This window comes from Streptomyces sp. NPDC007945 (genome assembly GCF_042958885.1).
Lineage (GTDB): Bacteria > Actinomycetota > Actinomycetes > Streptomycetales > Streptomycetaceae > Streptomyces.
Map to the genome: position 1 here is coordinate 21,924 of NZ_JBIBJV010000016.1, position 25,276 is coordinate 47,199.

Here is a 25,276-nt window from a genome sequence, read left to right on the forward strand (position 1 = left end):
GACGCGCTTGCGACGCTCACGCAATGAAGCGATCCGTGATCACTCCTGGCGGGGCTCCCTCCGCGGGAAGACTCCCCAAGGGGAGACTGCCCTCCCCCACGGCCCGCTCCGACGCGCCCGAGGACCCCTTCGCGCGGAAGAATGGGGCCATGAGCCAGCAGCCCGCCGAGGTCCCGGTCCAGACCTCCGCCACCGCGTCCCCGCAGCCGTCCCTGGGTTCCATCGCGGCCCACCGCCCGCACGCCGTGAACGGCGGAGCCGTGAGCGACCTCGAACCCGACCTCGACTCCGAGATCGACGCGTACGAGGCGGACGAGGACGCCTCCGCCGAGCTGCCGCAGGGCCGCTTCCTGGACCGCGAGCGCAGCTGGCTCGCCTTCAACGAGCGGGTCCTCGAACTCGCCGAGGACCCCACGACGCCCCTCCTCGAACGGGCGAACTTCCTCGCGATCTTCGCCTCGAACCTCGACGAGTTCTTCATGGTCCGGGTCGCCGGCCTCAAGCGCCGCATCGCCACCGGCGTCGCCACCCGCTCCGCCTCCGGCCTCCAGCCGCGCGAGGTCCTCGACCTCATCTGGACCCGCTCGCGCGAGCTGATGGCCCGGCACGCCGCCTGCTACCAGCAGGACGTGGCCCCGGCCCTGGCCGACGAGGGCATCCACCTGATCCGCTGGCCCGACCTCACCGAGAAGGAGCAGGCGCGGCTCTTCACGCTCTTCCGCCAGCAGATCTTCCCGGTCCTCACCCCGCTCGCCGTGGACCCGGCGCACCCCTTCCCGTACATCTCCGGCCTGAGCCTCAACCTCGCCGTGGTCGTGCGCAATCCGGTCAGCGGCCACCGCCACTTCGCGCGCGTCAAGGTGCCGCCGCTGCTCTCCCGCTTCCTGGAGGCCTCCCCGCAGCGGTACGTGCCCCTGGAGGACGTGATCGCGGCGCACCTGGAGGAGCTGTTCCCCGGCATGGAGGTGCTGGCGCACCACATGTTCCGGGTGACCAGGAACGAGGACCTGGAGGTCGAGGAGGACGACACGGAGAACCTCCTCCAGGCCCTGGAGAAGGAGCTCATGCGGCGCCGCTTCGGCCCGCCGGTCCGCCTGGAGGTCGAGGAGTCCATCGACCCGTACGTCCTCGACCTGCTCGTGCGCGAGCTGAAGGTCTCCGACGCCGAGGTCTACCCGCTGCCCGGCCCGCTCGACCTCACCGGCCTGTTCGGGATCGCCTCGCAGGACCGGCCGGAGCTCAAGTACCCCACGTTCGTCGCCGGCACCCACCGGGACCTCGCCGAGGTCGAGACCGCGTCCGCGCCCGACGTCTTCGCGGCGATGCGCGAGCGGGACGTCCTGCTGCACCACCCGTACGACTCCTTCTCCACCTCCGTCCAGGCCTTCCTGGAGCAGGCGGCGGCCGACCCGGACGTCCTCGCGATCAAGCAGACGCTGTACCGGACCTCCGGCGACTCCCCGATAGTCGACGCCCTGATCGACGCCGCCGAGTCCGGCAAGCAGGTCCTCGTCCTCGTCGAGATCAAGGCCCGCTTCGACGAGCAGGCCAACATCAAGTGGGCGCGGAAGCTGGAGGAGGCCGGCTGCCACGTCGTCTACGGCCTCGTCGGCCTCAAGACCCACTGCAAGCTGTCCCTGGTGGTCCGCCAGGAGGGCGACCTGCTGCGCCGCTACTCGCACGTCGGCACCGGCAACTACCACCCGAAGACGGCCCGGCTCTACGAGGACCTCGGCCTGCTCACCGCCGACCCGCAGGTCGGCGCGGACCTCTCCGACCTCTTCAACCGGCTCTCCGGCTACTCGCGCCGCGAGACCTACCGCCGCCTGCTGACCGCCCCGAAGTCGCTCCGCGACGGGCTCGTCTCCCGGATCACCAAGGAGATCGCCCACCACCGGGCGGGCCGCCCGGCGTACGTGAAGATCAAGGTCAACTCGATGGTCGACGAGGCCGTCATCGACGCCTGCTACCGCGCCTCGCAGGCCGGCGTCCCGGTCGACATCTGGGTCCGCGGCATATGCGCCATCCGCCCCGGCGTCCCCGGCCTCTCGGAGAACGTCCGGGTCCGCTCCGTCCTCGGCCGCTTCCTGGAGCACTCCCGGATCTTCGCCTTCGGCAACGGCGGCGAACCCGAGGTGTGGTTCGGCAGCGCCGACATGATGCACCGCAACCTGGACCGGCGCATCGAGGCCCTGGTCCGGGTCTCCGACCCCGCCCACCGGGCGGCCCTCACCCGGCTCCTGGAGACCGGGATGTCCGACACCACCTCCTCCTGGCACCTCGGCCCGGACGGGAACTGGACGCGCCACGCGACCGATCCCGAGGGCAAGCCGCTGCGGCACGTGCAGGAGATGCTCATCGACGCGCGGAGGCGCCGGCGTGCACAACCCTGACCCCACGCAGTCCCCGCAGGCCACGAGGGACCTGACCGCGGGCGAGGTCCTGGCCCCCTACCTGCACGCCCGGGCCGCGGACTTCCTCCGCGGCCTGCGGCAGCACGGCGAGAGCGGCGCGGACACCTCCGGAGCGGACGAGGCCGCCGGTACGCTGCGGGCCGCCGCCCGGCGCATCAGCGGCAGCCTGCACACCTTCCGGCCGCTGCTCGACACCGCCTGGGCCGACCAGCTCAGGACCGAGCTGGCCTGGCTCTCCGGCACCCTCGCCCAGGAACAGGCGTGCACCTCCCGGCTCGTCCGGCTGATGGACGCGCTGAACCGGCTGGCCGGCGGCCCCGGGCCGGTGCCGGCCGCCCGCGGCTCGGAGGGCGCCGGCCTCACCGTCGGCGCCGCCCGGGCCGGCGCCCTCCTGGAACGGCAGCTCACCCTGGCCAGGACCCGCGCCCACTCGGCGGCCCTCCAGGCCCTCGGCTCGTCCCGCTTCCACGCGCTGGCCGACGCCGTCGCCCTGCTCGCCTCCGAGGTGCCCCTCGGCCCGGCGGGCGCGGCCCCCGCCCCCGAGGTGCTGGACGCCTCCGCGTCGGTCGCCCGCCGACGCCTCCTCGACGCGGTCGACGCGCTGCCGCTGACCCGGGCCGCCCACCCGTACAACGCGGAGGCGCTGGCCCTGGCGGGCGAGAACCAGGACGCGCCCTGGCACCACACCCGGCTGCTGCTCCGCCTCCACCGGTACGCCACCGAGGTGACGGCCCTCGGCTCGGAACCGGACGCCCCGCTGTACGAGGCGGCCCGGGCGCTGGACCGGCACCGCGACGCCGCCGAGGCGGCGGCCGCTGCCGCGGCGGCGGCCCGCACCCCCCGGATCGCACCGGCCACCGCGTACGCCCTCGGGGTCCTCCACGCCGACCAGCGCCACGAGGTCGAGGCGGCCCGCTTCGCCTTCCAGCGCGTCTGGCACACGGCCGCCATCCCGGTCCCATGACGGCCCAGGACCCGACCCGGGACGAGGTTCGGGACCCGGCCCGGGCCCGGGAGCCGGCCCCCGTCCAGGCCCCGGACCAGGCGGCACCCGCCCAGGTCCCGAAGCCGGAGCCGGTCCACGCCCCCGACCCGGCCCAGGACCCAGCCCGAGGCCCGGCCCAGGGCCGGGAGCCGGCACCCGGCCAGGACCGGGCGGGGCAGCCCGCCGGCCGCCCTGCGGCACCCGGCCAGGGCCCGGACCCGGCCCCCGCCTACGCCCCCGACCCCGCGCCCGTCCAGGGTCCCGACCCGCGGCCGGTGCTGGCGGCGGGGTGTGTGCTGTGGCGGCCGGCACCGACCGGGCACGGCATCGAGATCGCGCTCGTCCACCGGCCGAAATGGGACGACTGGTCCCACCCGAAGGGGAAGCGCAAGCGCGGCGAGACCGCCGAGGCCTGCGCCCTGCGGGAGGTCCTGGAGGAGACCGGGCACCACTGCGAGCTGGGCGCGGGCCTCCCCACCGTCCGCTACGTCGTCGCCGGCCGCCCCAAGGAGGTCGCCTACTGGGCGGCCCGCGCCCTCTACGGCGCCTTCGTGCCCGGCCGGGAGGTGGACCGGCTGTGCTGGCTGGCCCCGGCCGCGGCCCGCACCCGCCTGACCCGGCCGCGCGACCGCGAACTCCTCGACGCCCTCCTGGCCACGACCGCGGTCCCCGGCGGCCCGCCGCACGGCGTGACCGACACCGACTGACACGGCGCCGGTACCCACCGGCACCGCCCCGCACCGTCCGGCACGGTGTGGCACCCGGCGGCGGCACCCCGTGCCCGGCCGCACCGTGGCTTACGGCACGGTTCACCTCGCGTTCACTCTCAACGGCTGACCGCTTCACCTGATCTGCCTAATTTCGGCCTTACGCGGTGCACGGAGCCTGACGATGCACCGGACAACCCGACACGCGCCGCCCTCGAAGCGACGGACACCCGGTCCGGTCACGGCGGCTTCTGGAAGGAACCCCCGAAAGTGAAGCTTTCGCGCAAGAACGGGCTTCGCGCCTCCGCGATCGGTGCCCTCGTCGTCTCCGGCGCGCTCGTCCTGTCGGCGTGTGGCTCCGACGACAACACCGAGCCCACCAAGGGCGGCGGCGAGAAGACCTCGGCCGCGGCGTCGAACATCAAGTGCGACGGCGCCAAGGGCCAGCTGCTCGCCGCGGGCTCCAGCGCGCAGAAGGGCGCGATGGACCTGTGGGTCAAGAACTTCCAGGCCGCCTGTGACGGTGTCGAGGTCAACTACCAGGCCATCGGCTCCGGTGGCGGCATCACCAAGTTCAACCAGGGCCAGGTCGCCTTCGCGGGCTCCGACTCCGCCCTGAAGGACGAAGAGGTCGCCGAGTCGAAGAAGATCTGCAAGGGCGGCACGGGCATCAACCTGCCCATGGTCGGCGGCCCCATCGCCATCGGCTACAAGCTGGAGGGCGTGGACAACCTCGTCCTGGACGCCTCCACCCTCGCCAAGATCTTCGACAACAAGATCACCAAGTGGAACGACCCGGCGATCGCCAAGCTGAACCCGGGCGCCAAGCTTCCGGACTCCACCATCCAGGCCTTCCACCGCTCGGACGAGTCCGGCACCACCCAGAACCTGGGCAAGTACCTCTCCACCGCCGCTGCGGCAGACTGGAAGCACGACCCGAAGAGCAAGTCGTGGCCGGCCCAGGGCGGCCAGGCCGCCAACGGCTCCTCCGGTGTCGCGACCGCCGTCAAGGACGCCGAGGGCTCCATCGGCTACTTCGAGCTCTCGTACGCCACCGCCAACAAGATCTCCACGGTCAGCCTCAACACCGGCGCCTCCGCCCCGGTCGCGGCCACCTCGGAGAACGCCTCCAAGGCCATCGCCGCCGCCAAGGTCAAGGGCACCGGCAACGACGTGGCCCTCTCCCTCGACTACGCCACCAAGGCCGAGGGCGCCTACCCGCTCATCCTCGTCACCTACGAGATCGCCTGCGACAAGGGCAACAAGGCGGAGACCCTGCCGACCCTGAAGGCGTTCCTCAACTACACCGTCAGCGACGAGGGCCAGAAGGTCCTCGCCGAGGCCGGCTACGCCCCGCTCCCGGCCGAGATCGCGGCCAAGGTCCGCGCGATCGTCCCGACCCTGTCCTGACCCTCTGCCGGGGGCGGCGCCCCACCTCCCGTGGAGGTGCCGCCCCCGGCATCCGGTGCACCGCCGCCAGGATCCGTACCCGTACGGCTCCGCAGACCGGAGAAACCAATGGTTACCACCACACCACCAGCAATGGACAAGAACAGGAGCAGGCGCGCCAAGAGCGCGGCCCGCCCCGGGGACCGCATCTTCAGCGGCCTCTCCAAAGGGTCCGGCATCACCCTGCTCGTCATCATGGCCGCGATCGCCGGCTTCCTGACCTACCGCGCGATCCTCGCCATCTCGAAGGACAGCACCAACTTCTTCACCACCTTCGAGTGGAACCCGGCCGGCAACCCGCCGGTCTTCGGCATCGCCGTCCTCGCCTTCGGCACGATCGTGTCCTCGGTCATCGCCATGGTCATCGCCGTGCCGGTCGCCATCGGCATCGCGCTCTTCATCTCGCACTACGCCCCGCGCAAGCTGGCCAAGCCGCTCGCGTACGTGGTCGACCTGCTCGCCGCCGTGCCCAGCATCATCTACGGCCTCTGGGGCGCGATCTTCCTCGTCCCGTACCTGGACGGCCTCAACCAGTGGCTCGACGAGTACCTCGGCTGGACGTACATCTTCGACAAGTCCGCCGACGGCGTCGCCCGCAACCTCTTCACCGTGGGCATCCTGCTGGCGATCATGATCCTTCCGATCATCACCAACGTGACCCGCGAGGTCTTCCTCCAGGCCCCGAAGATGCACGAGGAGGCCGCGCTCGCCCTCGGCGCCACGCGCTGGGAGGTCATCCGCATGGCGGTGCTGCCCTTCGGCCGCTCCGGCATCATCTCCGCCTCGATGCTCGGCCTCGGCCGCGCGCTCGGCGAGACCATGGCCGTCGCCGTGGTCCTCTCCCCCAGCTTCCTGCTCTCCGGCCACCTGCTCGATCCGGGCGGCGGCACCTTCGCGCAGAACATCGCCGCGAAGTTCAACGAGGCCGACGAGTTCGGCCGGGACGCCCTGATCGCCTCCGGTCTCGTCCTCTTCGTCATCACCCTGCTGGTCAACGGCGCCGCGCGCATGATCATCGCCCGCCGCAAGGAGTACTCGGGGGCCAACGCATGAGCCACGCCGTCCAGGAACGCCCGGTCACGTACAGCAAGCCCCGCGGCCCCCTCGCGCACGCCCGCCTCCCCCGCTGGACCCCGGCCGCCGTCGCGGCGGGCTCCATCGCCGCGGGCATCGGCATCGGCTTCGCCGCCGGCTGGCACAGCAAGGTGCAGTGGGGCATGCTCTCCGCGCTGCTCTTCGTCCTCGGCACCTACGCGATCACCACCAAGGTGGAGGGCGCCCGCCAGGCGAAGGACCGCGTCGCCACCAGCCTCGTCTGGGTCTGCTTCGTCCTCGCCGTCATCCCGCTGGTCTCCCTCGCCTGGGTCACCATCAGCAAGGGCATGGAAGTACTCGACGTGTACTTCCTCACCCACTCGATGAACGGCGTCCTCGACGCCGAGGCCGGCGGCGGCGTCTACCACGCCCTCCTCGGCACCCTGGAGCAGGTCGGCATCGCGACCCTGATCGCCGCGCCGATCGGTCTGCTCACCGCGGTCTACCTGGTCGAGTACGGCACCGGGAAGCTCGCCAAGGCGGTCACCTTCTTCGTCGACGTCATGACGGGCATCCCGTCGATCGTCGCCGGCCTCTTCATCCTCTCGACCTGGACCCTGATGCTGGGCTTCGGCCCCTCCGGCTTCGCCGGCGCCATGGCCCTCGCCATCCTGATGATGCCGGTCGTCGTCCGCTCCACCGAGGAGATGCTCAAGCTCGTCCCGAACGAGCTCCGCGAGGCCTCCCTCGCCCTCGGAGTCCCGAAGTGGCGCACCATCCTGAAGGTGGTCCTCCCCACCGCGATCGGCGGCATCACCACGGGCGTCATGCTCGCGGTCGCCCGCATCACCGGTGAGACGGCCCCCGTCCTGCTCCTCGTGTTCGGTACGAAGCTCATCAACCCGAACCCCTTCGAAGGCGCCCAGTCCTCGCTGCCGCTCTACGTGTACGAGCAGTACGCGGTCGGCACCGACGCCGCCGTGGCCCGCGCCTGGGCCGCCGCGCTCGTCCTGATCGCCTTCGTCATGATCCTCAACCTGGTGGCCCGCGGCATCGCCCGCTGGAAGGCCCCGAAGACCGGCCGCTGAGCCGAACGGAAGTGAACTAGTTATGGCCAAGCGAATCGACGTCAGCGGCCTCTCCGCCTACTACGGCGCCCACAAGGCGATCGACGACATCTCCATGACCGTCGAGCCCCGCTCCGTGACGGCCTTCATCGGCCCCTCCGGCTGCGGAAAGTCCACCTTCCTGCGCACCCTGAACCGCATGCACGAGGTCACCCCCGGTGGCCGCGTCGAGGGCAAGGTGATGCTGGACGACGAGAACCTGTACGGCTCCGGCGTCGACCCGGTCGCCGTCCGCCGTACCGTCGGCATGGTGTTCCAGCGCCCCAACCCCTTCCCCACCATGTCGATCTTCGACAACGTGGCGGCGGGCCTGCGGCTGAACGGCTCGTACAAGAAGTCCGAGCTCGCCGACATCGTCGAGCGCTCCCTCAAGGGCGCGAACCTGTGGAACGAGGTCAAGGACCGCCTCAACAAGCCGGGCTCCGGCCTCTCCGGCGGTCAGCAGCAGCGTCTGTGCATCGCGCGGGCCATCGCGGTCGAGCCGGACGTCCTGCTCATGGACGAGCCCTGCTCGGCCCTCGACCCGATCTCGACCCTCGCGATCGAGGACCTGATCGGCGAGCTGAAGGAGCGCTTCACGATCGTCATCGTGACGCACAACATGCAGCAGGCCGCCCGCGTCTCGGACCGCACCGCCTTCTTCAACCTGGCGGCGGTCGGCCAGCCCGGCAAGCTCATCGAGCTGGACGACACCGAGCGCATCTTCTCCAACCCGAGCGTCCAGGCGACCGAGGACTACATCTCCGGCCGCTTCGGATAAAGACTCGTCTGCGGTGCTGCATGGCGGTGCCACCGCATGACGAAGGGCCCGGCTCCCCTGAGGGGAGCCGGGCCCGACCACTTTCCACGACCGTCAGCCGAAGAAGAGCCGCACTGCGGCGAAGCCGCTCGTCAGCCGAAGAAGAGCTGCACCACGTAGAAGCTCAGCGCGGCCACGATCGCCGCCGCCGGCATCGTGATGAACCAGCCCAGGATGATGTTCTTCGCGACGCCCCAGCGCACGGCGTTCACCCGCTTCGTCGCGCCCACGCCCATGATCGCGGAGGTGATGACGTGGGTCGTCGAGATCGGCGCGTGGAACAGGAACGCCGAGCCGAACATGATCGACGCACCGGTCGTCTCCGCCGCGAAGCCCTGCGGCGGGTCCAGCTCGATGATCTTGCGACCCAGGGTCCGCATGATGCGCCAGCCGCCCGCGTACGTACCGAGCGAGAGCATCACGGCGCAGGCGATCTTGACCCACACCGGGATCTCGTCGCCCTGCTGCTGCACGTCGGCGATGACCAGGGCCATCACCACGATGCCCATCGTCTTCTGGGCGTCCTGGAGACCGTGGCCGAGCGCCATGCCGGCGGCCGAGACGGTCTGGGCGATGCGGAAGCCGCGCTTGGCCTTGTGCGGGTTGGCCCGGCGGAACATCCACAGGATCGCGCACATCACCAGGTAACCGGCGAGGAGGCCGACGACCGGCGAGATGAACATCGGGATGACGACCTTGTCGAGGACGCCGCCCCAGATCACCTCGGTGCCGCCGGCCAGCGCCGCGCCCACCATGCCGCCGAACAGGGCGTGGGAGGAGGACGACGGAAGGCCGAAGTACCAGGTGACCAGGTTCCAGATGATCGCGCCGACGAGGGCGGCGAAGAGGATGCCCATCCCCTTGTCGCCGTGCGGCGTCTCGATCAGGCCCTCACTGACCGTCTTGGCGACGCCGCTGCCCATGAAGGCACCGGCGAGGTTCATGACGGCCGCCATGGCGAGCGCCGCGCGCGGCGTCAGCGCCCGCGTCGACACCGAGGTGGCGATCGCGTTGGCGGAGTCGTGGAAGCCGTTCGTATACGTGAAGCCGAGCGCGACGCCGATGGTCACGATCAGGGCGAAGGTGTCCACGAAGCCTCAGGACTCCTTGACCGCGATGGTCTCCACGGTGTTCGCCACGTGCTCGAAGGCGTCGGCCGCCTCTTCCAGCACATCCACGATCTGCTTCAGCTTGAGCACCTCGATGGCGTCGTACTTGCCGTTGAAGAGGTGGGCGAGCAGCTTGCGGTGGATCTGGTCGGCCTGGTTCTCCAGGCGGTTGACCTCGATCCAGTACTCCGTGAGGTTGGCCATGGTCCGCAGGTTCGGCATCGCCTCGGCGGTGAGCTCCGCCGCCCGGGCCAGGACCTCGATCTGCTGTTCGACGCCCTTGGGCAGTTCCTCGACGTTGTAGAGGACGACCAGGTCGACGGCCTCCTCCATGAAGTCCATGATGTCGTCGAGGGACGAGGCGAGGGAGTAGATGTCCTCACGGTCGAACGGCGTGATGAACGAGGAGTTCAGCTGGTGGAAGATCGCGTGGGTGGCGTCGTCGCCGGCGTGCTCCGCTGCCCGCATCCGCTCCGCGATCTCGGCCCGGGCGGAAGGCTCCGCTCCGAGCAGTTCCATCAGGAGCTTCGAGCCCGTGACGATGTTGTCCGCGGACGCGGCGAACATGTCGTAGAAGCTCGTCTCCCTGGGGGTCAGACGAAATCGCACGTGAGGTCCTCGGGGTGCTGGGTTTCGGTCAGGCTGATGCTAGGCGCATCATCCGGCCACGGCTAACCGGCGTCCTCTCAGTGTCGCCCATCAGGCACAGTGAACTGCACGAGACCCCCGCCCCCAAACGGCGGGGATCGGTACCATATACCCACGAGGGGTATACACCCCCTTATCTGGACAACGGGAGGACGCGATGACGACCACCGAGGCGGACCAGGTCACCCCCGACACCGTCGAATCCGTCGAGCCGGCCGACCACGCCCACGGGGTGCACGGCTACCACAAGCAGAAGGACGAGCACCTCAAGCGGCTGCGGAGGATCGAGGGTCAGATCCGCGGTCTGCAGCGGATGGTCGACGAGGACGTCTACTGCATCGACATACTCACCCAGGTCTCGGCCTCCACGAAGGCGCTGCAGTCCTTCGCCCTCCAGCTTCTGGAGGAGCACCTGCGGCACTGCGTGGCGGACGCGGCCACCAACGGCGGGGACCTCGACGCCAAGGTCGAGGAGGCCACCAAGGCGATCGGCCGGATGCTCCGCACCTGAGCCCCGGCGCCCGCGGCGCGCTCAGCCGGCCGGTTCGACCCGGAGCACCTCGTCGATCAGGTCCGCGCTGAGCCGTTCGCCGTCCGCGGCGGAGGCGGCGATCATCAGGTCGCCGCACAGCTCTATCTCGGCGAGGGCGACGCCGTCGGGATCGGCGGTCGCGATTGCGGTTGCGGTACCGAGCGGAGCCACGCGCCTTCACCCTCTTCCGGACGGAGTCGGTGTCCCAGCGTACGGATCGGGCCACGGACCGCGCATGACACGGACGGACCATTTGCCGATGGTCCGGACCCCTCAGACCTCGACCTTCCCGGCGTAGATGTCGCGCCCGTGCGGCAGCGTCACCAGGACCCGCGTCCCGAAGCCGTACAGCAGGGTCGTCGAGGAGACGGCGACCGTCCGCCCCTGATTGCTGAAGCTGAACTGGTGGCGGACCTTCCGCAGCCGGCCGTCGCCGTCGAGATACGCATCGAAGGGCACGGCGTCGGTGGAGAACCCTTTCGCCGCCGCGGTGAGCGCGCCCCGCAGCTGCGGGGCGGCGACTCTCGCCGCCGCCGCGATGTCGGCGACCCCCCGGAAGTGCCGGACCTTCACCCCGGCCAGCTCCGTCTCCCCCACGTACACGACCTGCCGGGCCCCGCGCAGCAGCTCGGCCGCCGCGCCGGGATCGGTGGCCCCGCCGGTGACGAGGTTGCCGTCGTCGAGGGCGGTGGTGTCGACCCTGACCCACTTGTCGGCGGGGACGCCCGCGCCGCGGTTCTTCATGTAGAGGGCGCCGGGGGTGAGGAGCTCGGTGATCGGCCGGTGCGCGGTGGCGCCGGACGCGTCCGTGGGGAGCACCACCCGGAGGTGGCCGGTGCGGCGGCGGAAGTCGTAGCCGCCCTCGCCCCGGATGGTGACGCGGGTGCCGCCGGAGGCCATCTCCATCGCGGTCGACGCCTTGGAGCTGCCGGCCCTGACCAGGGCGTCGGCGGCGCCCCGCACGGTGCCGGCCGGGTCCGGCGGCGCCGCCGGCTCCTCGGGGGCGACGCAGCCGGTGACCGCCGCGGCGACCAGGGACGCGGTGACGGCGAGCGCCCCGCCGCCGACGCCTCGCGGAAGCCGGTACCGCTGCACCACCATCGCCCGTCGACCCCCAGAAGCATGGATTCCCGATGCGCATAACGACGGCACGGGCGAGCCGTCACGCGCAGTACCGTGGGGGTGTGCACGAGCAGTCGGCGACCGGCCCGCATCACACGACGACCATGGAGCGCGGTTCCTTCGCGCTCGCCCGCTGCAGCTGCGGCTGGAGCGGCCCGGCCCGCCGCTCCCGCGACCGCGCCCGCACCGACGCCACCGACCACGTCGACGCGACGGCCGACGCCGACGCGGACGCCCCGACGACTTAGGGCCTGTCGTCAAACTCCCGCCTGCCCCACGACGCCATGCACGCACTCTCGCCGCACCGGGCACAAGGCCAAGTACGTCCAGTACGAGGCCTCGCGCCCGGCACGCCGAGAGCACGCACCTGACGCCGCGGGGCCGCCCTCCGGGCGACGGCGGGAGTCCGACGACAGCCCCTAGGCCGCGAGGCCCCGCTCGCCGCGGCCGTCCTCGGCCGGGCCCCCGACGCGGGGCTCGGGGATGCCGAGGGCCTCGGGGCGGCCCGCCGCGGCCGTCCCCGCGCGGCGGGAGCGGACCAGCCGGCCGGCGCGGGGCGAGCGGGCGACGGCGGACATCAGCGGGGTCAGCAGTCCGAGCGTCAGCGGGGCGAGCAGCAGGGCGACGGCGGTGCCGAGGGCGAGGCCGCCGAGGACGTCGGTGGGGTAGTGGACACCCATGTACACGCGGGCGAACGCCTCGGTGAGGGCGAGGCCGATGGCCACGAGCCCGAAGCGGCGGTGGGCGACGAAGAGGGCGACGGCGATCGCCATCGCCATGGTGGCGTGGTCGCTGACGAAGGAGTAGTCCGTCTTCCCGTCGACCAGGACCTCCAGGCCCTCGTGGTCCACGAAGGGCCGGGGGCGCTCGACGAAGCCGCGGATCGGGATGTTGACGAGGAGGGCGATGCCGGCCGCGAGCGGCGCCCAGACGATCCCGGCGACGGCCGAGACGGAGTCGGCGAGCGCCCCGCGCCGGCGGACGCTCCACCAGCACCAGAGCGTCACGAGGACCATCGCGAGCATGATCCCGTACTCGCCGGTGTACTCCATGACCCGGTCGAACCACGGAGGAGCGGCCTTCGCCAGCCCGTTGATGTCGTACAGCAGCGCGACATCGGGACTGGAACCGTCCGATGCGAGTTCAGCCATCTGCCGCGGCCCCTTGCTCTCGTGTCGTCGGAGGGGGGAACGAACCCGCTGAGGGAGTCGTTCCGCCGGACCCGGTTGATCATGATGACGTTACCGAAGAGTGATGCTCCCCCGCAGCTCAGGACCCGTGCCTGACGGAGGGTCCGCTGCGGGCGCGCCGTCAGTTCACGCCTGCTGCCCCGGCGGACGCGTCGGCAGCGCGGCGGCGCCGTCCTCGGTGACCCGGGTGGCCCCGAAGTAGTCGGGCGTGTCGATGGGGTCGAAGCGGATCACCGCCCCGGTGCGCGGCGCGTCGATCATGTACCCGCCGCCCACATAGATGCCGACATGTCGGATCGCCCGAGAGTTCGTCAGGTCGTCGGAGAAGAAGACCAGGTCACCGGGGAGCAGCTCCTCCCGGCTCGGGTGCGGTCCCGCGTTGTACTGGTCGTTGGCGACGCGCGGCAGCGTGATGCCCACCGCGTCGTACGCGGCCTGGGTCAGGCCCGAGCAGTCGAAGCGCCCGCCCTGCGCCGCCGTGCCGGTGCCGCCCCACAGGTACGGGGTGCCCAGCTTGCCCTGCGCGTAGTGGATGGCGCCGGCCGCCTGCTGGGAAGGGGCGAGCCGGCCCTGCGGCCGGGCGAAGCTCTTCTCCAGCGAGCGGATGATCCGCACGTAGTTCCGCGTCTCCTTGTACGGCGGGACGCCCCCGTACTTGATGACCGCGTAGGCGCCGGCGTTGTACGCCGCCAGCATGTTGCTCGCCGGATCGCCCGGCACCTTCTTCACGTACCCCGCCAGCGCGCAGTCGTACGAGGCGGCCGAGGGGATCGCGTCCTTCGGGTCCCAGATGTCCCGGTCGCCGTCGCCGTCCCCGTCGACGCCGTGGCTCGCCCACGTGCCGGGGATGAACTGCGCGATGCCCCGCGCGTCCGCGGGCGAGACCGCCCGCGGGTTCCAGCCGCTCTCCTGGTACAGCTGCGCCGCGAGCAGCGCCGGGTTGATGGCCGGGCAGAGGTTGCCCCACTTCTGCACCAGCCCCTGGTACATCGCCGGAACCGCGCCCTTGGCCAGCGCCACGGTGCCCGTCGCCGCCGAGCCCGCGCCGCCGAGGATGCCGGCCGCCGCCGCGTACGTACCGACCAGCAGCAGGGCCAGGAAGCCGGCGCAGAGCCCGAAGGCCCCGCCGGACAGCAGCCACGCCTTGCCCGCCCTACGCACCGTCAACCACCCCTCGGTTCCTGGCAGTACGCCCGGGGCGCCAGTCTAGGCGGGGTGCACCCGCCCGGAAACGGTGCCCGCCCGACGCGGCCCCAAGAGTGCAACAACGACAATCATTGCCCGGAGTCACCCTCCGTGATACACAGAGTGACCATACGCGTCTTTGCATGGAATCCGGCCGCACCACCGCAGGTCAAGACGGTCAGACCGGTCAAGTGTGCGGGGATCGGGTAAAGAGAGCCGCCAAGCCGTCACACGCGAGCGGTTTCATCAGCGAAGATAGTGGCGATGACCCATGCCGTCCGGCAGGGGTGACCAACGACCCGACAGGGGCGGTGAGTTCTATGTACCTGGCGGCCGAGAAGGGCGACATCACCACCATCATCGGTGGAATCGCCCCGAACTGGGGCCCTTTCGGGAGCCTCGGCGCCGAAGCGAAGATCATGATCGAGGTCGTGATGGCCGTGGCCATCCTGCTCTGCCTCGGCATCGCCATCTGGGGAGCGGCCAAACAGCGCATCGGCGCGACGGCGCTCCGCGACACCTTCAGCGCGGAACAGGGCAAGGGCCTGATCGTCGCCGGCCTCACCGGCGTCTTCATCATCGGCTCCCTGGGGACGCTCTTCACCATCGTCTACGGAATGGCCATCTGACCGCCCGTCACCAGCGGTCCCACCGACGCACGAACGAGGGGGCGTACCCGGCATGAGTCCCGGCGACGAGCACGACGGCTACGGCGGCTCGGGCCAGACCCGTACCCGCCTGCCCGAGGGCAACACCGGTGACGTCCACGGCGGCCCCCGGCGACCCGCCCGGGGCTCGCGCTCCCTGCTCATGGGCGTGGGCGTGGTGGTGCTGCTCGTCGCCGCCATCGCCTTCGCCAACCGCGGCGGCGACCCGGCGGACCCGCCCGCCTCCGCCGGCACCCCCGGCACGTCCGCCACCGCCCCCACCGGCACCCGCCCCGTCCCCCACACCAACGGCACCGTCCCCACCGGCCACGCCCACGACGAACAGGGCGCCCAGTCCGCCGCCGCCAACTACGCGGCGGCCCTGGGCTCCCCGGACATGTACCAACGGGGCCCCCGCGAGGCCCTGGTACGAGCGGTGTACGCGCCGGAGGTGGCCGACGCCCGCGTCGCGGACCTCGACAAGGCCTACGGCGACAAGACGCTCCTGGGCCGCATCGGCCTCCAGGAGGACGGCACCGCCCCGCAGGGGCTCACCTTCGTCGCCCGGACCATCCCGGTGGGCACGAAGGTGGAGACGTACACGCCGGAACGGGCGACGGTGTCCGTCTGGCACTCGTACCTCTTCGGACTCGCCGGGGAGGAGTCGAAGAACCCCGTCTCCGAGGCCTGGTACACCAAGACCTACGAGCTCCTCTGGGCCGACGGCGACTGGAAGATCGTCGACGTCCGCCAGCAGGACGGCCCGGTCCCGGTCGGCCGCGACCAGCGGGCCTCGTCGTCCCAGGACATGGCGGACGCCGTCGAACAGTTCGGAGGCTTCACCTATGCCCGGTAGGCCCGCCGCCCTCCTCGCCCGCGCCGCCGCCGTCCTGGGCACCGCCCAGGTGGCCGTCGTCCTCTTCGCGGGCCGGGCCCTCGCCGACCCCACCACCCCGCCGTCGGCACCGACCCCGACGGCCACCACCCCGGGCACCCCGACGCCCGCCCCGAGCGACAGCACCAACCCCTGCGGGCTCCTCAGCGACACCGCCCGCGACTACTGCGAAGGACAGGGCACCGGCGGCACCGGCGGCGGAGGCTCGTCCTCCGGGACGGTCAACGACCCCGCCTCCGCCCTCGACCCCCTCACCTCCCTCGCGCGGGGCTGTGCCGACGCCGCCGTGGCCGTCGTCGACTACCTCTCGAAGGCGGTGAAGGAGACCGCCGAGGTCGACTTCACGAACGCCGAGTTCCTCTCCCGCTACGCCGTCGTCTTCGCCGCCGCCACCTTCCTCACCGTCCTCCTCTGGCTGCTCGCCGTCGCCAAGCGCGCCATGCGCGGCGTGCCGCTCACCACCGCGCTCTCCGAGGCCGTCGGCTTCCTCTGGCTGACCGTCCTCGCCTCCGCCTTCACCCCGCTGATCCTCTACACCGTCGTCAACGCCACCGACGCCGTCACCGAGGTCATCGCCTCCGGCACCGGCCAGCAGACCGACGTGTTCTTCGGCGCGTTCAAGCAGGCCCTCCAGAAGGGCGACTCCATCAGCGGCGGACCGATCATGCTGATCATCGTCAGCCTGGTCACCGTCCTCGCCGCCGGCGTCCTCTACCTGGAGCTCTTCCTCCGCGCCGTGCTCCTCTACGTCGGCGCCCTCCTCGGCGTCGTCGTCTACTCCGGCCTCGTCGACAAGAACATGTGGGGCCACGTCCGCCGCTGGGCCGGCATCATGATCGCCGTCATCCTGGTCAAGCCGATCATCGTGATCGTCCTCGGCCTCGCCGGCGCCCTCTCCTCCGGCACCGGCCCCGACTCCTTCTCCGCCGTCGTCTCCGGCCTCGCGATCATCCTCCTGGCGATCTTCTCCTCCGCGATGATCTACCGCTTCGTCCCCGGCTTCGGCGACGAGATCGTCGCCTCCCGCAACAACCGCCTCCACCGCGCCGGCGAGAACGCGGCCGCCGCCGTCATCTCCTCCCCCGCCTCCCTCGTCTCCCAGGGCATCAAGACCCACAGCACCCGCGACAGCGGCGGCACCGGCGGCGGCCAGACCTCCTCCGCCACCCCCCGCCCCGCGAACCCGCTCTCCGGCGGCGTCGCCGCCCACAGCAGCCGCCCCGCCCAGGGCGGCGGCTCCACGCCCCCGCCCCGTAGCAGCAGCCCCACCACGGGCACCCCGCACAGCAACCGCAGCAACAGCAAGAACCCAGGAGCAGGAGGTGCAGGGCGTTGACGACCCAGTCCCAACCGGTCACGCCCCGCCGCACGTATCTCATCGGCCGCGCCCGGCCGAACGCGATCGTCGGCAAGAACCGCGAGACCGGCGAGATCGCCCTGATCGTCGTCGGCGCCTTCCTCGGCATGATGAGCGGACTCCTCGTCCCCGTCCTCCCCCTGCGGATCGCGCTCCTCGCCGGCCTGCCCGTCCTCGCCATCGCCGCCGTGTACCTGCCGTACAAGCAGCGCACGTTCTACAAGTGGTTCGAGATCAACCGCAGCTACAAGCGGATGCTCAAGCGCGGCACCGCCTACCGCTCCACCGCCGTCGAGGCCGGCACCCGCCTCGACGGCCGTGAGGTCGAGGTCGGCCCGCCCCCGGGCATCGGCCGCGTCAGCTGGCTCTCCGCCCCCTTCGGCCCCGACGAGATCGCCGTCCTCCTCCACGCGGACCGCCGCACCGTCACCGCCGCCATCGAGATCGAGGGCCCCGGAGTCGGCCTGCGCGACTCCGAGGACCAGGAGGCCCTGGTCGACCGCTTCGGCACCCTCCTGAAGCACGTCGCCAACGGCGACGGCTTCGTCACCCGCCTCCAGATGCTGGCCCGCACCCTCCCCGCCGACCCCGACGCCCACGCCAAGGACGTCGCCCAGCGCGGCGACCCGACCGCGCCCGGCTGGCTCCAGGAGTCGTACGACCAGCTCCAGTCCATGGTCTCCACCTCCAGCGAGCAGCACCGCGCCTACCTCGTCGCCTGCATGCACTACACGCGCGACCTCGCCGCCGAGGCCAACGCCATGGCCCACGCCACCCGGCACGCCACCGGCGCCCGCCGCCTCGACCGCGACGGCGGCCTCGCCGTCGTCATGGCCCGCGAGCTCACCGACATCTGCGCCCGCCTCACCGAGGCCGACATCCGGGTCCGCCAGCCCCTCGGCCAGTCCCGGCTCGCCTCCCTGGTCCACTCCATGTACGACCCGGACCACCCGATCGACCACATCCAGGCCATGACCAAGAGGAACGCCTGGCCCGCCGAACTCGACGCCATGGAGGCCACCTACCTCCAGGCCAAGACCCGCGAGTCCTCCACCCGCGCCCCCTGGTGCCACGCCACCGCCTGGGTCAAGGAGTGGCCGATGACCCCGGTCGGCGTGAACTTCCTCGCCCCGCTGCTCGTCCACACCCCCGACGTCATCCGCACCGTCGCCGTCACCATGGACCTGGAGCCCACCGAGGTCGCCATCGAGCGGATGCTCACCGAGAAGACCAACGACGAGGCCGAGGCCTCCCGCCAGGCCAAGATGAACCGCACCGTCGACCCCCGCGACATCGCCGCCCACGGCCGGCTCGACCAGCGGGGTGAAGATCTCGCCAGCGGTGCCGCAGGCGTCAACCTCGTCGGGTACATCACCGTATCGGCACGCTCGCCCGAGGCACTCGCCCGGGACAAGCGCACGATCAGGGCCTCCGCCGGCAAGTCCTACCTGAAGCTGGAGTGGTGCGACCGCGAGCACCACCGGGCCTTTGTGAACACCCTGCCGTTCGCGACCGGCATCCGCCGATAGGGCCGAAGGGGCACCGACCGATGCGAGATCCGCTGTCCGTCCTCACCGAAGCCTTCACCTCCTTCGTCCTCGGGAAGGTGGAGACCACCCGCCCGCCCGTCCGCACCTCCACCGGCCAGGCCCAGGCCGTCTACCTGCCGACCGCCGCCCCCGGTCTCGGCGACTCCGGCGTGATCATCGGCCGCGAGGTCTACAGCGGCAAGGGCTACGTCTACGACCCCTTCCAGCTGTACGGACAGCAGCTCCCCGCCCCCCACTGGCTCGTCCTCGGCGAATCCGGCAACGGCAAGTCGGCGCTCGAGAAGACGTACGTGCTCCGCCAGCTCCGCTTCCGCGACCGCCAGGTCGTCGTCCTCGACGCCCAGGGCGAGGACGGCGTCGGCGAGTGGAACCTCATCGCCCAGGAGCTGGGGATAACCCCCATCCGCCTGGACCCCATGGTCGCCAACGACTCCGGGATCCGCCTCAACCCGCTCGACCCCGCCATCACCACCACCGGCCAGCTCGCCCTGCTGCGCACCATCATCGAGGTGGCGATGGGCCACGGCCTCGACGAGCGCTCCGGCTTCGCCCTCAAGGTCGCGCACGCCCACGTCAACGAGCACATCACCGACCGCCAGCCGATCCTCACCGACATCGTCGAGCGGCTCCGCCACCCCGAGGCCGGGTCGGCGGAGGCGATGAACGTCGACATAGACGACGTACGGGCCTGGGGCCTCGACGTGGCCCTCGTCCTCGACCGGCTCGTCGACGGCGACCTGCGCGGCATGTTCGACGGCCCCACCACGGTCGGAATCGACCTCGACGCGCCCCTGATCGTCTTCGACCTCTCCCACATCGACCGCAACTCCATCGCCATGCCCATCCTCATGGCGATCGTCGGCGTGTGGCTGGAGCACACCTGGATCCGCCCCGACCGGAAGAAGCGCATCTTCCTCGTCGAGGAGGCCTGGCACATCATCAACAGCCCCTTCGTCGCCCAGTTGTTCCAGCGCCTGCTCAAGTTCGGCCGCCGCCTCGGCCTGAGCTTCGTCGCCGTCGTCCACCACCTCTCGGACGTCGTCGACGGAGCGGCCGCCAAGGAGGCCGCCGCGATCCTCAAGATGGCCTCCACCCGGACCGTCTACGCCCAGAAGGCCGACGAGGCCCGCAACACCGGCCGCGTCCTCGGCCTGCCCCGCTGGGCCGTCGAGATCATCCCCACCCTGACCCCCGGCATCGCCGTCTGGGACGTCAACGGCAACGTCCAGGTGGTCAAACACCTCATCACCGAGCGGGAACGCCCCCTCGTCTACACCGACCGCGCCATGACCGAGTCCTCCGGCCCCGCCGACCCGGACCTGGAGTGGGAGACCGAGCAGCGCGCGCTGATGAGGGAACGCCGGCTGGACGACACCCCCCGGTCGACGGTGGCGTGACGTGACCGAGGCACGGCAGAAGCAGGGCGGCGTCTCCGACGGCTTCCTGATCGGACTCTTCGTCCTGATCCTCGGCGCCTCCCTCCTCGTCTGGTCCGCGACCGGCCTCTCCGGCCTCCTCGCACACGGCGCCTGGCCCGACGGGGTGGAGCTCACCCGCACCCCGCCGGCCCTCCGCGCCCTGGCGACCGCCCCCACCGACCTCCCGGCCGCCTGGCCGGACACCCCGCCCGGCCAGCTCTCCGGCTACGGCCTCTTCTGGGGCCTGGTCATCGGCCAGGCGATGGTCCTCGCCGTCGTCGCCGTCTTCCTCCTCGGCACGTACGCCCGCTGGCGCGCCGTCCGCGCCCACCGCAGGGCGGGCGCGTACGCCGGTGCCACCGCCCCGGTGTCCGCCCCGGCCCCCGTACGGGAGGACCCCGCGCCCGCACCCGTACGGGAGAGGCCCGAACCCGCCCCCGTACCCCCGCAGAAGACCGCTCCGGCACCGGCGCCGGAACCGGCCCCCGTACCGCAGGAGCGGCCCCGGCCCGCCGGCGGCACGGTCTACGGCCCGCCCGGCACCCGCCGCCCCCTCGCCGTCCAGGCGGTCCACGACGCCGAGGGCCCCGCCCTCGTCGTCACCTCCGACCCCACCGTCTGGTCCGACACCAAGGACGTCCGCGGCAAGCTCGGCCCGGTCCTCGTCTACGACCCCGGCCACCTCTGCGACACCCCGGCCCGCCTCCACTGGTCACCCACCGAGGGCTGCGGGGACCCCGACACCGCACGGGCCCGCGCCGCCGCCCTCCTCGCCCCGGTCCGCCCGCACGCGCGGCTCGACGCGGCCACCGCCACCACCGCCGAAACGCTCCTGCGCTGCTGGCTGCACGCCGCCGCCGTCGACGGCCGCCCCTTCCGCCAGGTCCACCGCTGGGCCCAGGGCACCGACGCCCACGAGCCCGTCCGCATCCTCCGCGGCCACCCCAAGGCCGCCTCCGGCCTCGCCGGCCTCCTCGAAGCGGCCCTCACCGCCCACCCCGACACCCGGCGCACGGCCCAGGAACTGACGGCCCGTGCCTTCTCCGCCTTCTCCTCGGTCCACATCCGCGAGGCCTGCACCCCGAATCGAACGGATTCGCTGGCCCTGGCATCTTTCCTCGCCGAAGGGGGCACCCTCTACGTGGTGGGCGAAGCGATCGAGGATCCGCGCACCCACCCGGGCGCGATGCCCCTCCTCACCGCGCTCGCGTCGCACGTGGTCGAGCACGGCCGCCGCATGGCCGCACGGTCATCCGACGGTCGGCTCGACCCACCACTCACCCTGGTCCTCGACGACGTCGCCGCCGTCGCCCCGCTCCCGGAGCTCCCGGCCCTCGTCGCCGACGGCCCCCGCCAGGGCCTTCCCACCCTCGCCCTGATGCGCTCCCCGGAACAGTCCCGCACCCGCTGGCCCGAGCACGCGCTCCCCTGACCGCGAGCGCCGTCACCGTGCCCGCGCGGCATCCCCGCCGGGCCGGGCCGCCGTCGGCGGCAGCAGCTCGTACTCGACCTCGTACGAGCCCGTGCCGCCCGGCACCGGGGCCCGCTCGCCCGAGGGCACGAAACCGAAGCGCCGGTAGAAGGCGGCGGCGCGGGCGTTCTCCTCGTGCACGTACAGCCGGACGCGCCGGATCCCCCGCACCGTCCACGACCACTCCACGGCCGCCCGGAACAACGCGTCGACCACCCCCGCGCCCCGCGCCTCGGGCCGGACGTAGACGCCCACGAGGTGCGTCTGGTCGACCTTCGCCGGCTCCCCGAACCGCACCTCGTCCGCGGGCCGTTCGACGAGCACCGTCACGGAACCGAGCCAGCGCCCGTCGGGCGCCTCGGCGACGAACTGCCGTACGCCCCCGGCACCGGCCGCCGAGGCGTTCGCCGTCCGCTCCTTCCAGAAGTCGTCCGGACGCGCCACCGCGTCCTCGTGGGCCTCCAGGAAGGCGAGGTGCGCGACGGGGTCGAGGAGCGCGGCGAGCCGCAGCTCGCGCGCCTTCTCCCACTCGTCGGCCAGGACCGTGCGGATCGTGAGGTTCATGCGGCATCCTCACCCGCCACCGCCCCGGCCCACAAGGGAGATTCGCAGCTCAGGACGGTGCGTGGTACCCCGGTACGACGCCGACCGGCCCCCTGCCGACCACGGTCGGACGCCCGTGGCCCGCCCGCTCCGTAGCGTCGACGGCATGATCCGAGCAGAGCGGCTCACCAAGCGGCACGGCGACCGCACCGTCGTCCGGGACCTCTCGTCCACCGTCCGCCCCGGCACCGTCACCGGCTTCCTCGGCCCCGACGGCGCCGGCACGTCCACCACCCTGCGCCTGGTCCTCGGCCTCGACGGCCGCGCGTCCGCCGCCCACCGGGCGCCGCTCACCCGGGTCGACGCCCCGTCGACCGGCGCCGCCCTGCTCGCCCTCGCCCTGTGGGCCGGGGCCGCGCTCACGGCCCCCGCGCTGCTGCTCCGCCGCCGGGACGTCCGCGGACGACGGCGGGGATGATGGCGGGGTGACGACGGAGACGACGGCACCCAGCCGGTGGACGCAGCAGCTGATCACCCGAGTCCGGGCGACCGACGCGGCCCGACCCTGGCTCTGGGACACGGCGTTGACCCTCGGCTGGACGATCGCCGCCCTGGTGGACGCGGCGGGCGGCTGGCGGAACATCGCCCGCGACCCGACCCTTCCCACCGCCTTGGTGGTGGGTCTCAGTCTGGCCTTCGCCCTCCCCCTGTACGCCCGCAGGCGCCGGCCGACGACGGTCCTCGCGGTGACGACGGCGGCGGCCTTCGTGAGCGAGGTGTCCGGCGCCTTCCTCCAGGGCGCCTTCCTCCAGGCCCTGCCGCTCTTCCACATCGCCCTGACCCGGCCGCCCGCCCGCCTCCCGTGGGCCTTCGCGCTGCTCGCGGCCCCGCTCCTGACGGGAGCGCTGCGCCACGACGGCGACGCGTGGGACCTGCACGTCGTCCCGGCCATGTGGGGGTATCTGATCGTGGCCCTGATCGGCATCACGGTCCGCTCCCGCCGCGACCACACGGCGGGGCTCGTCGACCGGGCCCGCCGCCTGGAGGTCGAGCGCGACCAGGAGGTGCGCCTCGCGGCCGCCGCCGAACGGGCCAGGATCGCCCGGGAGATGCACGACATCATCGGCCACAACCTCTCCGTCATCACGGGCCTCGCGGACGGCGGCCGGTACGCGGCGGCCAAGAGCCCGGAGCGGGCCGCCCAGGCCCTGGACGCCATCGGCACGACGAGTCGCCAGGCCCTGGACGAACTCCGCCGGCTGCTGGGCGTCCTGTCCGCCCCCGACGACACCCCGTCCGCCGCCCGTGCCCCGCAGCCGACCCTGGAGGACCTGCCCTCCCTCCTGGAGGGCGTACGCAAGGCGGGCCTGCCGGTCGCGTCGGAACTCCCCGCCCTTCTCCCGTCCTTGCCGCCGGGCGCCCAACTGACGGTCTACCGCGTGGTCCAGGAGTCCCTGACGAACACCCTGAAGCACGCGGGCCCCGGGGCCACGGCCGCCGTCCGTCTCCGCACCGCTCCGGACGGGCTCCTGGTCACCGTCACCGACGCGGGCACCCCGTCCCCCACGCCGGGTCAGGGCCAGGGCCTCGCCGGAATGCGCGAGCGCGCGGCCCTGTACGACGGCACACTCGACAGCGGCCCCCTGCCGGACGGCACCGGCTGGCAGGTGCGGCTCCGCATCCCCACGACTCCGGAGGAGCACCGCCCGTGACGACGGTCCTGATCGCCGACGACCAGCCGATGCAGCGCTTCGGCTTCCGCATGCTCCTGGAGAGCCAGGACGACATGACGGTGGTCGGCGAGGCCGCGAACGGCACCGAGGCCGTCCGCCGGGTCGCCGCCCACCACCCGGACGTGGTCCTGATGGACATCCGGATGCCGGGCCTGGACGGCATCGAGGCCACTCGCCGGATCGTCGCCGCGGGCTCCCGCACCCGCGTCCTCATCATCACCACCTTCGACCTGGACGAGTACGCCTACGACGGCCTCCGCGCCGGCGCGAGCGGCTTCCTGGTGAAGGACGCCCAGCCCGAGGAGCTCCTCGCGGGCGTCCGCGCGGTGGCCGCCGGCGACGCGGTCGTCGCCCCCAGCCTCACCCGCCGCCTCCTGGACACCTACATCCACCACCTGCCCCCGACACCGCACGCAGCCCCGGACCCCGCACGGGAGGATCCGCGCCTGACCGCCCTGACGGACCGCGAACGCGAGATCCTCACCGTGGTCGGCCAGGGCTGGACCAACACGGAGATCGCCGAGCGCCTCCACCTCGCCGAGTCCACGGTGAAGACCCACGTGGGCCGCGTCCTGGCGAAGACGGGCGCGCGGGACCGCATCCAGGCGGTGATCCTCGCCTACGACACCGGCCTGGTGAAGCCGGCCTGAGGACGGTCCCGGACGCCGGCCCGGCAATCCGGTCGACGGCGGCCGCCGGGGTGTTCGATCATGCGTGCATGCCCATCGGAGAGACCCTCGCCCGAATCGACGCTGACCTGGCCGCCGGCCGGGTTCCGCTGGCCCGCCAGCGGCTGCGTGGCCTCGTCTCGTCCTTCCCGCACGACCTGACGCTCCGCCGGCGCCTGGCCGAGGTGTACCGGCTGTACGGGGACACCGCCGAGGCCGGGCGCTGGATGTACCTCGAAGAGGACCGCGACGCCGACGAGACCGCGGCCTTCGAGGAGCGGTACGGGGCTCCCGCGTGGCGGATGAAGGCCCTCGCCTGGCGCGGCCCCGAGGCGCTGGCCGCCACCGCCTTCGCTCAGGGGTGTCTTGCCACTCTGCGGGCCGCCTGCGCCGAGGAGCTGGGGCACCCCGTCGACTGGGACGACCCGGCTTCCTACCAGGACGGCCTGGAGGAGAAGTACCGGGAGGTGCCCTCGGAACCGTGGACGCTCAAGGGTGTGCTGGCGGGCGTCGGCTGTTCGGTGGCGGCGCTCGCGTTCGTCGCGGTCTGGGTGAACGGGGTCGTCGCCCTCTTCGACTGAGCAGGCCGGCCTAGGGCCGGCCCTGAAACGCAGAAAAGCCCCGCACCATAAGGTGCGGGGCTTTCCCACAATGATTGTTCGGCGGCGTCCTACTCTCCCACAGGGTCCCCC

Annotated in this window: 25 protein-coding genes and 1 pseudogene; 19 read left to right on the forward strand and 7 right to left on the reverse strand. The window is 72.2% G+C overall.

The features are described from left to right. The first annotated feature begins 149 nt into the window (after nucleotides 1–149). The 7 genes from ACFZCF_RS31275 (at nucleotide 150) to pstB (ending at nucleotide 8,477) form a co-directional block, all read left to right on the forward strand. On the forward strand, nucleotides 150–2,393 hold the full coding sequence (locus ACFZCF_RS31275; RefSeq protein WP_391290463.1) for an RNA degradosome polyphosphate kinase: 2,244 nt from the start codon (nucleotides 150–152) through the stop codon (nucleotides 2,391–2,393). After that, a complete protein-coding gene (locus ACFZCF_RS31280; RefSeq protein ID WP_391290465.1) occupies nucleotides 2,380–3,378 on the forward strand; it encodes a CHAD domain-containing protein in 999 nt (332 codons plus the stop codon). Before ACFZCF_RS31275 ends, ACFZCF_RS31280 begins: the two co-directional genes overlap by 14 nt. Nucleotides 3,379–3,674: 296 nt before the next feature. Next, a complete protein-coding gene (locus tag ACFZCF_RS31285; protein WP_391290492.1) occupies nucleotides 3,675–4,106 on the forward strand; it encodes an NUDIX domain-containing protein in 432 nt (143 codons plus the stop codon). A gap of 270 nt (nucleotides 4,107–4,376) precedes the next feature. Beyond that, nucleotides 4,377–5,516 (forward strand): phosphate ABC transporter substrate-binding protein PstS, encoded by a 1,140-nt coding sequence (gene pstS, locus ACFZCF_RS31290; RefSeq protein WP_388438763.1) that lies wholly within the window; start codon nucleotides 4,377–4,379, stop codon nucleotides 5,514–5,516. A 132-nt stretch (nucleotides 5,517–5,648) separates the two neighbouring features. Beyond that, nucleotides 5,649–6,608, forward strand: coding sequence for a phosphate ABC transporter permease subunit PstC (gene pstC, locus ACFZCF_RS31295; protein ID WP_391290467.1), 960 nt, complete (start codon nucleotides 5,649–5,651; stop codon nucleotides 6,606–6,608). Further along, nucleotides 6,605–7,678: a phosphate ABC transporter permease PstA gene (gene pstA, locus ACFZCF_RS31300; RefSeq protein WP_391290469.1), complete on the forward strand. Its 1,074-nt coding sequence runs from the start codon at nucleotides 6,605–6,607 to the stop codon at nucleotides 7,676–7,678. Before pstC ends, pstA begins: the two co-directional genes overlap by 4 nt. A gap of 22 nt (nucleotides 7,679–7,700) precedes the next feature. Further along, entirely contained in the window at nucleotides 7,701–8,477 is a 777-nt protein-coding gene (gene pstB / locus ACFZCF_RS31305) for a phosphate ABC transporter ATP-binding protein PstB (RefSeq protein ID WP_360607851.1), read from the forward strand. Between the two features lie 131 nt (nucleotides 8,478–8,608). Here the strand turns inward: pstB and ACFZCF_RS31310 are convergent, their stop codons facing one another. Then, a complete protein-coding gene (locus tag ACFZCF_RS31310) occupies nucleotides 8,609–9,607 on the reverse strand; it encodes an anion permease (protein WP_388438773.1) in 999 nt (332 codons plus the stop codon). Nucleotides 9,608–9,613: 6 nt separating this feature from the next. Next, nucleotides 9,614–10,234, reverse strand: coding sequence for a DUF47 domain-containing protein (locus ACFZCF_RS31315; RefSeq protein WP_043229755.1), 621 nt, complete (start codon nucleotides 10,232–10,234; stop codon nucleotides 9,614–9,616). Nucleotides 10,235–10,430: 196 nt separating this feature from the next. On the opposite strand from ACFZCF_RS31315, the gene ACFZCF_RS31320 reads away from it, so the two are divergent. After that, nucleotides 10,431–10,784: a metal-sensitive transcriptional regulator gene (locus tag ACFZCF_RS31320; protein ID WP_382943333.1), complete on the forward strand. Its 354-nt coding sequence runs from the start codon at nucleotides 10,431–10,433 to the stop codon at nucleotides 10,782–10,784. Between the two features lie 21 nt (nucleotides 10,785–10,805). Here the strand turns inward: ACFZCF_RS31320 and ACFZCF_RS31325 are convergent, their stop codons facing one another. Both ACFZCF_RS31325 and ACFZCF_RS31330 read right to left on the reverse strand, forming a co-directional pair. Continuing rightward, nucleotides 10,806–10,976: a hypothetical protein gene (locus tag ACFZCF_RS31325; RefSeq protein WP_391290472.1), complete on the reverse strand. Its 171-nt coding sequence runs from the start codon at nucleotides 10,974–10,976 to the stop codon at nucleotides 10,806–10,808. 102 nt (nucleotides 10,977–11,078) lie between these two features. Next, nucleotides 11,079–11,906 carry a hypothetical protein gene (locus tag ACFZCF_RS31330; protein WP_391290474.1) on the reverse strand — a complete coding sequence of 276 codons (828 nt, stop codon included), beginning with the start codon at nucleotides 11,904–11,906 and terminating at the stop codon, nucleotides 11,079–11,081. A gap of 83 nt (nucleotides 11,907–11,989) precedes the next feature. Here ACFZCF_RS31330 and ACFZCF_RS31335 point away from each other — a divergent pair, with 83 nt between their 5' ends. Next, the gene (locus ACFZCF_RS31335; RefSeq protein ID WP_388438977.1) at nucleotides 11,990–12,175 is read left to right on the forward strand and encodes a hypothetical protein; all 186 of its coding nucleotides are present in this window, start codon (nucleotides 11,990–11,992) and stop codon (nucleotides 12,173–12,175) included. A gap of 171 nt (nucleotides 12,176–12,346) precedes the next feature. Here the strand turns inward: ACFZCF_RS31335 and ACFZCF_RS31340 are convergent, their stop codons facing one another. Together ACFZCF_RS31340 and ACFZCF_RS31345 are read right to left on the reverse strand one after the other, a co-directional pair. Then, nucleotides 12,347–13,078: a phosphatase PAP2 family protein gene (locus tag ACFZCF_RS31340; protein ID WP_388438780.1), complete on the reverse strand. Its 732-nt coding sequence runs from the start codon at nucleotides 13,076–13,078 to the stop codon at nucleotides 12,347–12,349. A 165-nt stretch (nucleotides 13,079–13,243) separates the two neighbouring features. Next, the gene (locus ACFZCF_RS31345) at nucleotides 13,244–14,284 is read right to left on the reverse strand and encodes an NlpC/P60 family protein (protein WP_388438783.1); all 1,041 of its coding nucleotides are present in this window, start codon (nucleotides 14,282–14,284) and stop codon (nucleotides 13,244–13,246) included. 338 nt (nucleotides 14,285–14,622) lie between these two features. Between ACFZCF_RS31345 and ACFZCF_RS31350 the strand changes: the two genes are divergently transcribed. From ACFZCF_RS31350 to ACFZCF_RS31375, 6 genes are read left to right on the forward strand one after another with little or no spacing between them, the layout of a single operon-like run. Continuing rightward, entirely contained in the window at nucleotides 14,623–14,931 is a 309-nt protein-coding gene (locus tag ACFZCF_RS31350) for a hypothetical protein (RefSeq protein WP_030495498.1), read from the forward strand. A 52-nt stretch (nucleotides 14,932–14,983) separates the two neighbouring features. Next, the gene (locus tag ACFZCF_RS31355) at nucleotides 14,984–15,805 is read left to right on the forward strand and encodes a hypothetical protein (RefSeq protein WP_391290477.1); all 822 of its coding nucleotides are present in this window, start codon (nucleotides 14,984–14,986) and stop codon (nucleotides 15,803–15,805) included. Further along, complete coding sequence (locus ACFZCF_RS31360) at nucleotides 15,795–17,180, forward strand: hypothetical protein (protein WP_391290478.1); 1,386 nt, start codon at nucleotides 15,795–15,797, stop codon at nucleotides 17,178–17,180. Before ACFZCF_RS31355 ends, ACFZCF_RS31360 begins: the two co-directional genes overlap by 11 nt. After that, nucleotides 17,177–18,730 (forward strand): SCO6880 family protein, encoded by a 1,554-nt coding sequence (locus tag ACFZCF_RS31365; protein WP_388438792.1) that lies wholly within the window; start codon nucleotides 17,177–17,179, stop codon nucleotides 18,728–18,730. The genes ACFZCF_RS31360 and ACFZCF_RS31365 overlap by 4 nt, the downstream gene beginning before the upstream one ends. 20 nt (nucleotides 18,731–18,750) lie before the next feature. Further along, nucleotides 18,751–20,148, forward strand: coding sequence for an ATP-binding protein (locus ACFZCF_RS31370; protein ID WP_388438795.1), 1,398 nt, complete (start codon nucleotides 18,751–18,753; stop codon nucleotides 20,146–20,148). Between the two features lies 1 nt (nucleotide 20,149). Further along, on the forward strand, nucleotides 20,150–21,601 hold the full coding sequence (locus tag ACFZCF_RS31375; RefSeq protein WP_391290481.1) for a type VI secretion protein: 1,452 nt from the start codon (nucleotides 20,150–20,152) through the stop codon (nucleotides 21,599–21,601). Nucleotides 21,602–21,613: 12 nt separating this feature from the next. Here the strand turns inward: ACFZCF_RS31375 and ACFZCF_RS31380 are convergent, their stop codons facing one another. Continuing rightward, nucleotides 21,614–22,204 carry a GNAT family N-acetyltransferase gene (locus ACFZCF_RS31380; protein ID WP_391290483.1) on the reverse strand — a complete coding sequence of 197 codons (591 nt, stop codon included), beginning with the start codon at nucleotides 22,202–22,204 and terminating at the stop codon, nucleotides 21,614–21,616. Between the two features lie 145 nt (nucleotides 22,205–22,349). Here ACFZCF_RS31380 and ACFZCF_RS31385 point away from each other — a divergent pair. The 4 genes and pseudogenes from ACFZCF_RS31385 to ACFZCF_RS31400 all read left to right on the forward strand — a co-directional run. Beyond that, nucleotides 22,350–22,550, forward strand: a pseudogene (locus tag ACFZCF_RS31385) (ABC transporter ATP-binding protein); the annotation flags it as partial. Nucleotides 22,551–22,668: 118 nt separating this feature from the next. Continuing rightward, nucleotides 22,669–23,895: a histidine kinase gene (locus tag ACFZCF_RS31390; protein ID WP_391290485.1), complete on the forward strand. Its 1,227-nt coding sequence runs from the start codon at nucleotides 22,669–22,671 to the stop codon at nucleotides 23,893–23,895. Next, a complete protein-coding gene (locus tag ACFZCF_RS31395; protein WP_388438808.1) occupies nucleotides 23,892–24,566 on the forward strand; it encodes a response regulator in 675 nt (224 codons plus the stop codon). Before ACFZCF_RS31390 ends, ACFZCF_RS31395 begins: the two co-directional genes overlap by 4 nt. Nucleotides 24,567–24,634: 68 nt before the next feature. Then, nucleotides 24,635–25,165, forward strand: a complete 531-nt coding sequence (locus ACFZCF_RS31400; protein ID WP_391290487.1) for a DUF6584 family protein — start codon at nucleotides 24,635–24,637, stop codon at nucleotides 25,163–25,165. Nucleotides 25,166–25,276: the final 111 nt, after the last annotated feature.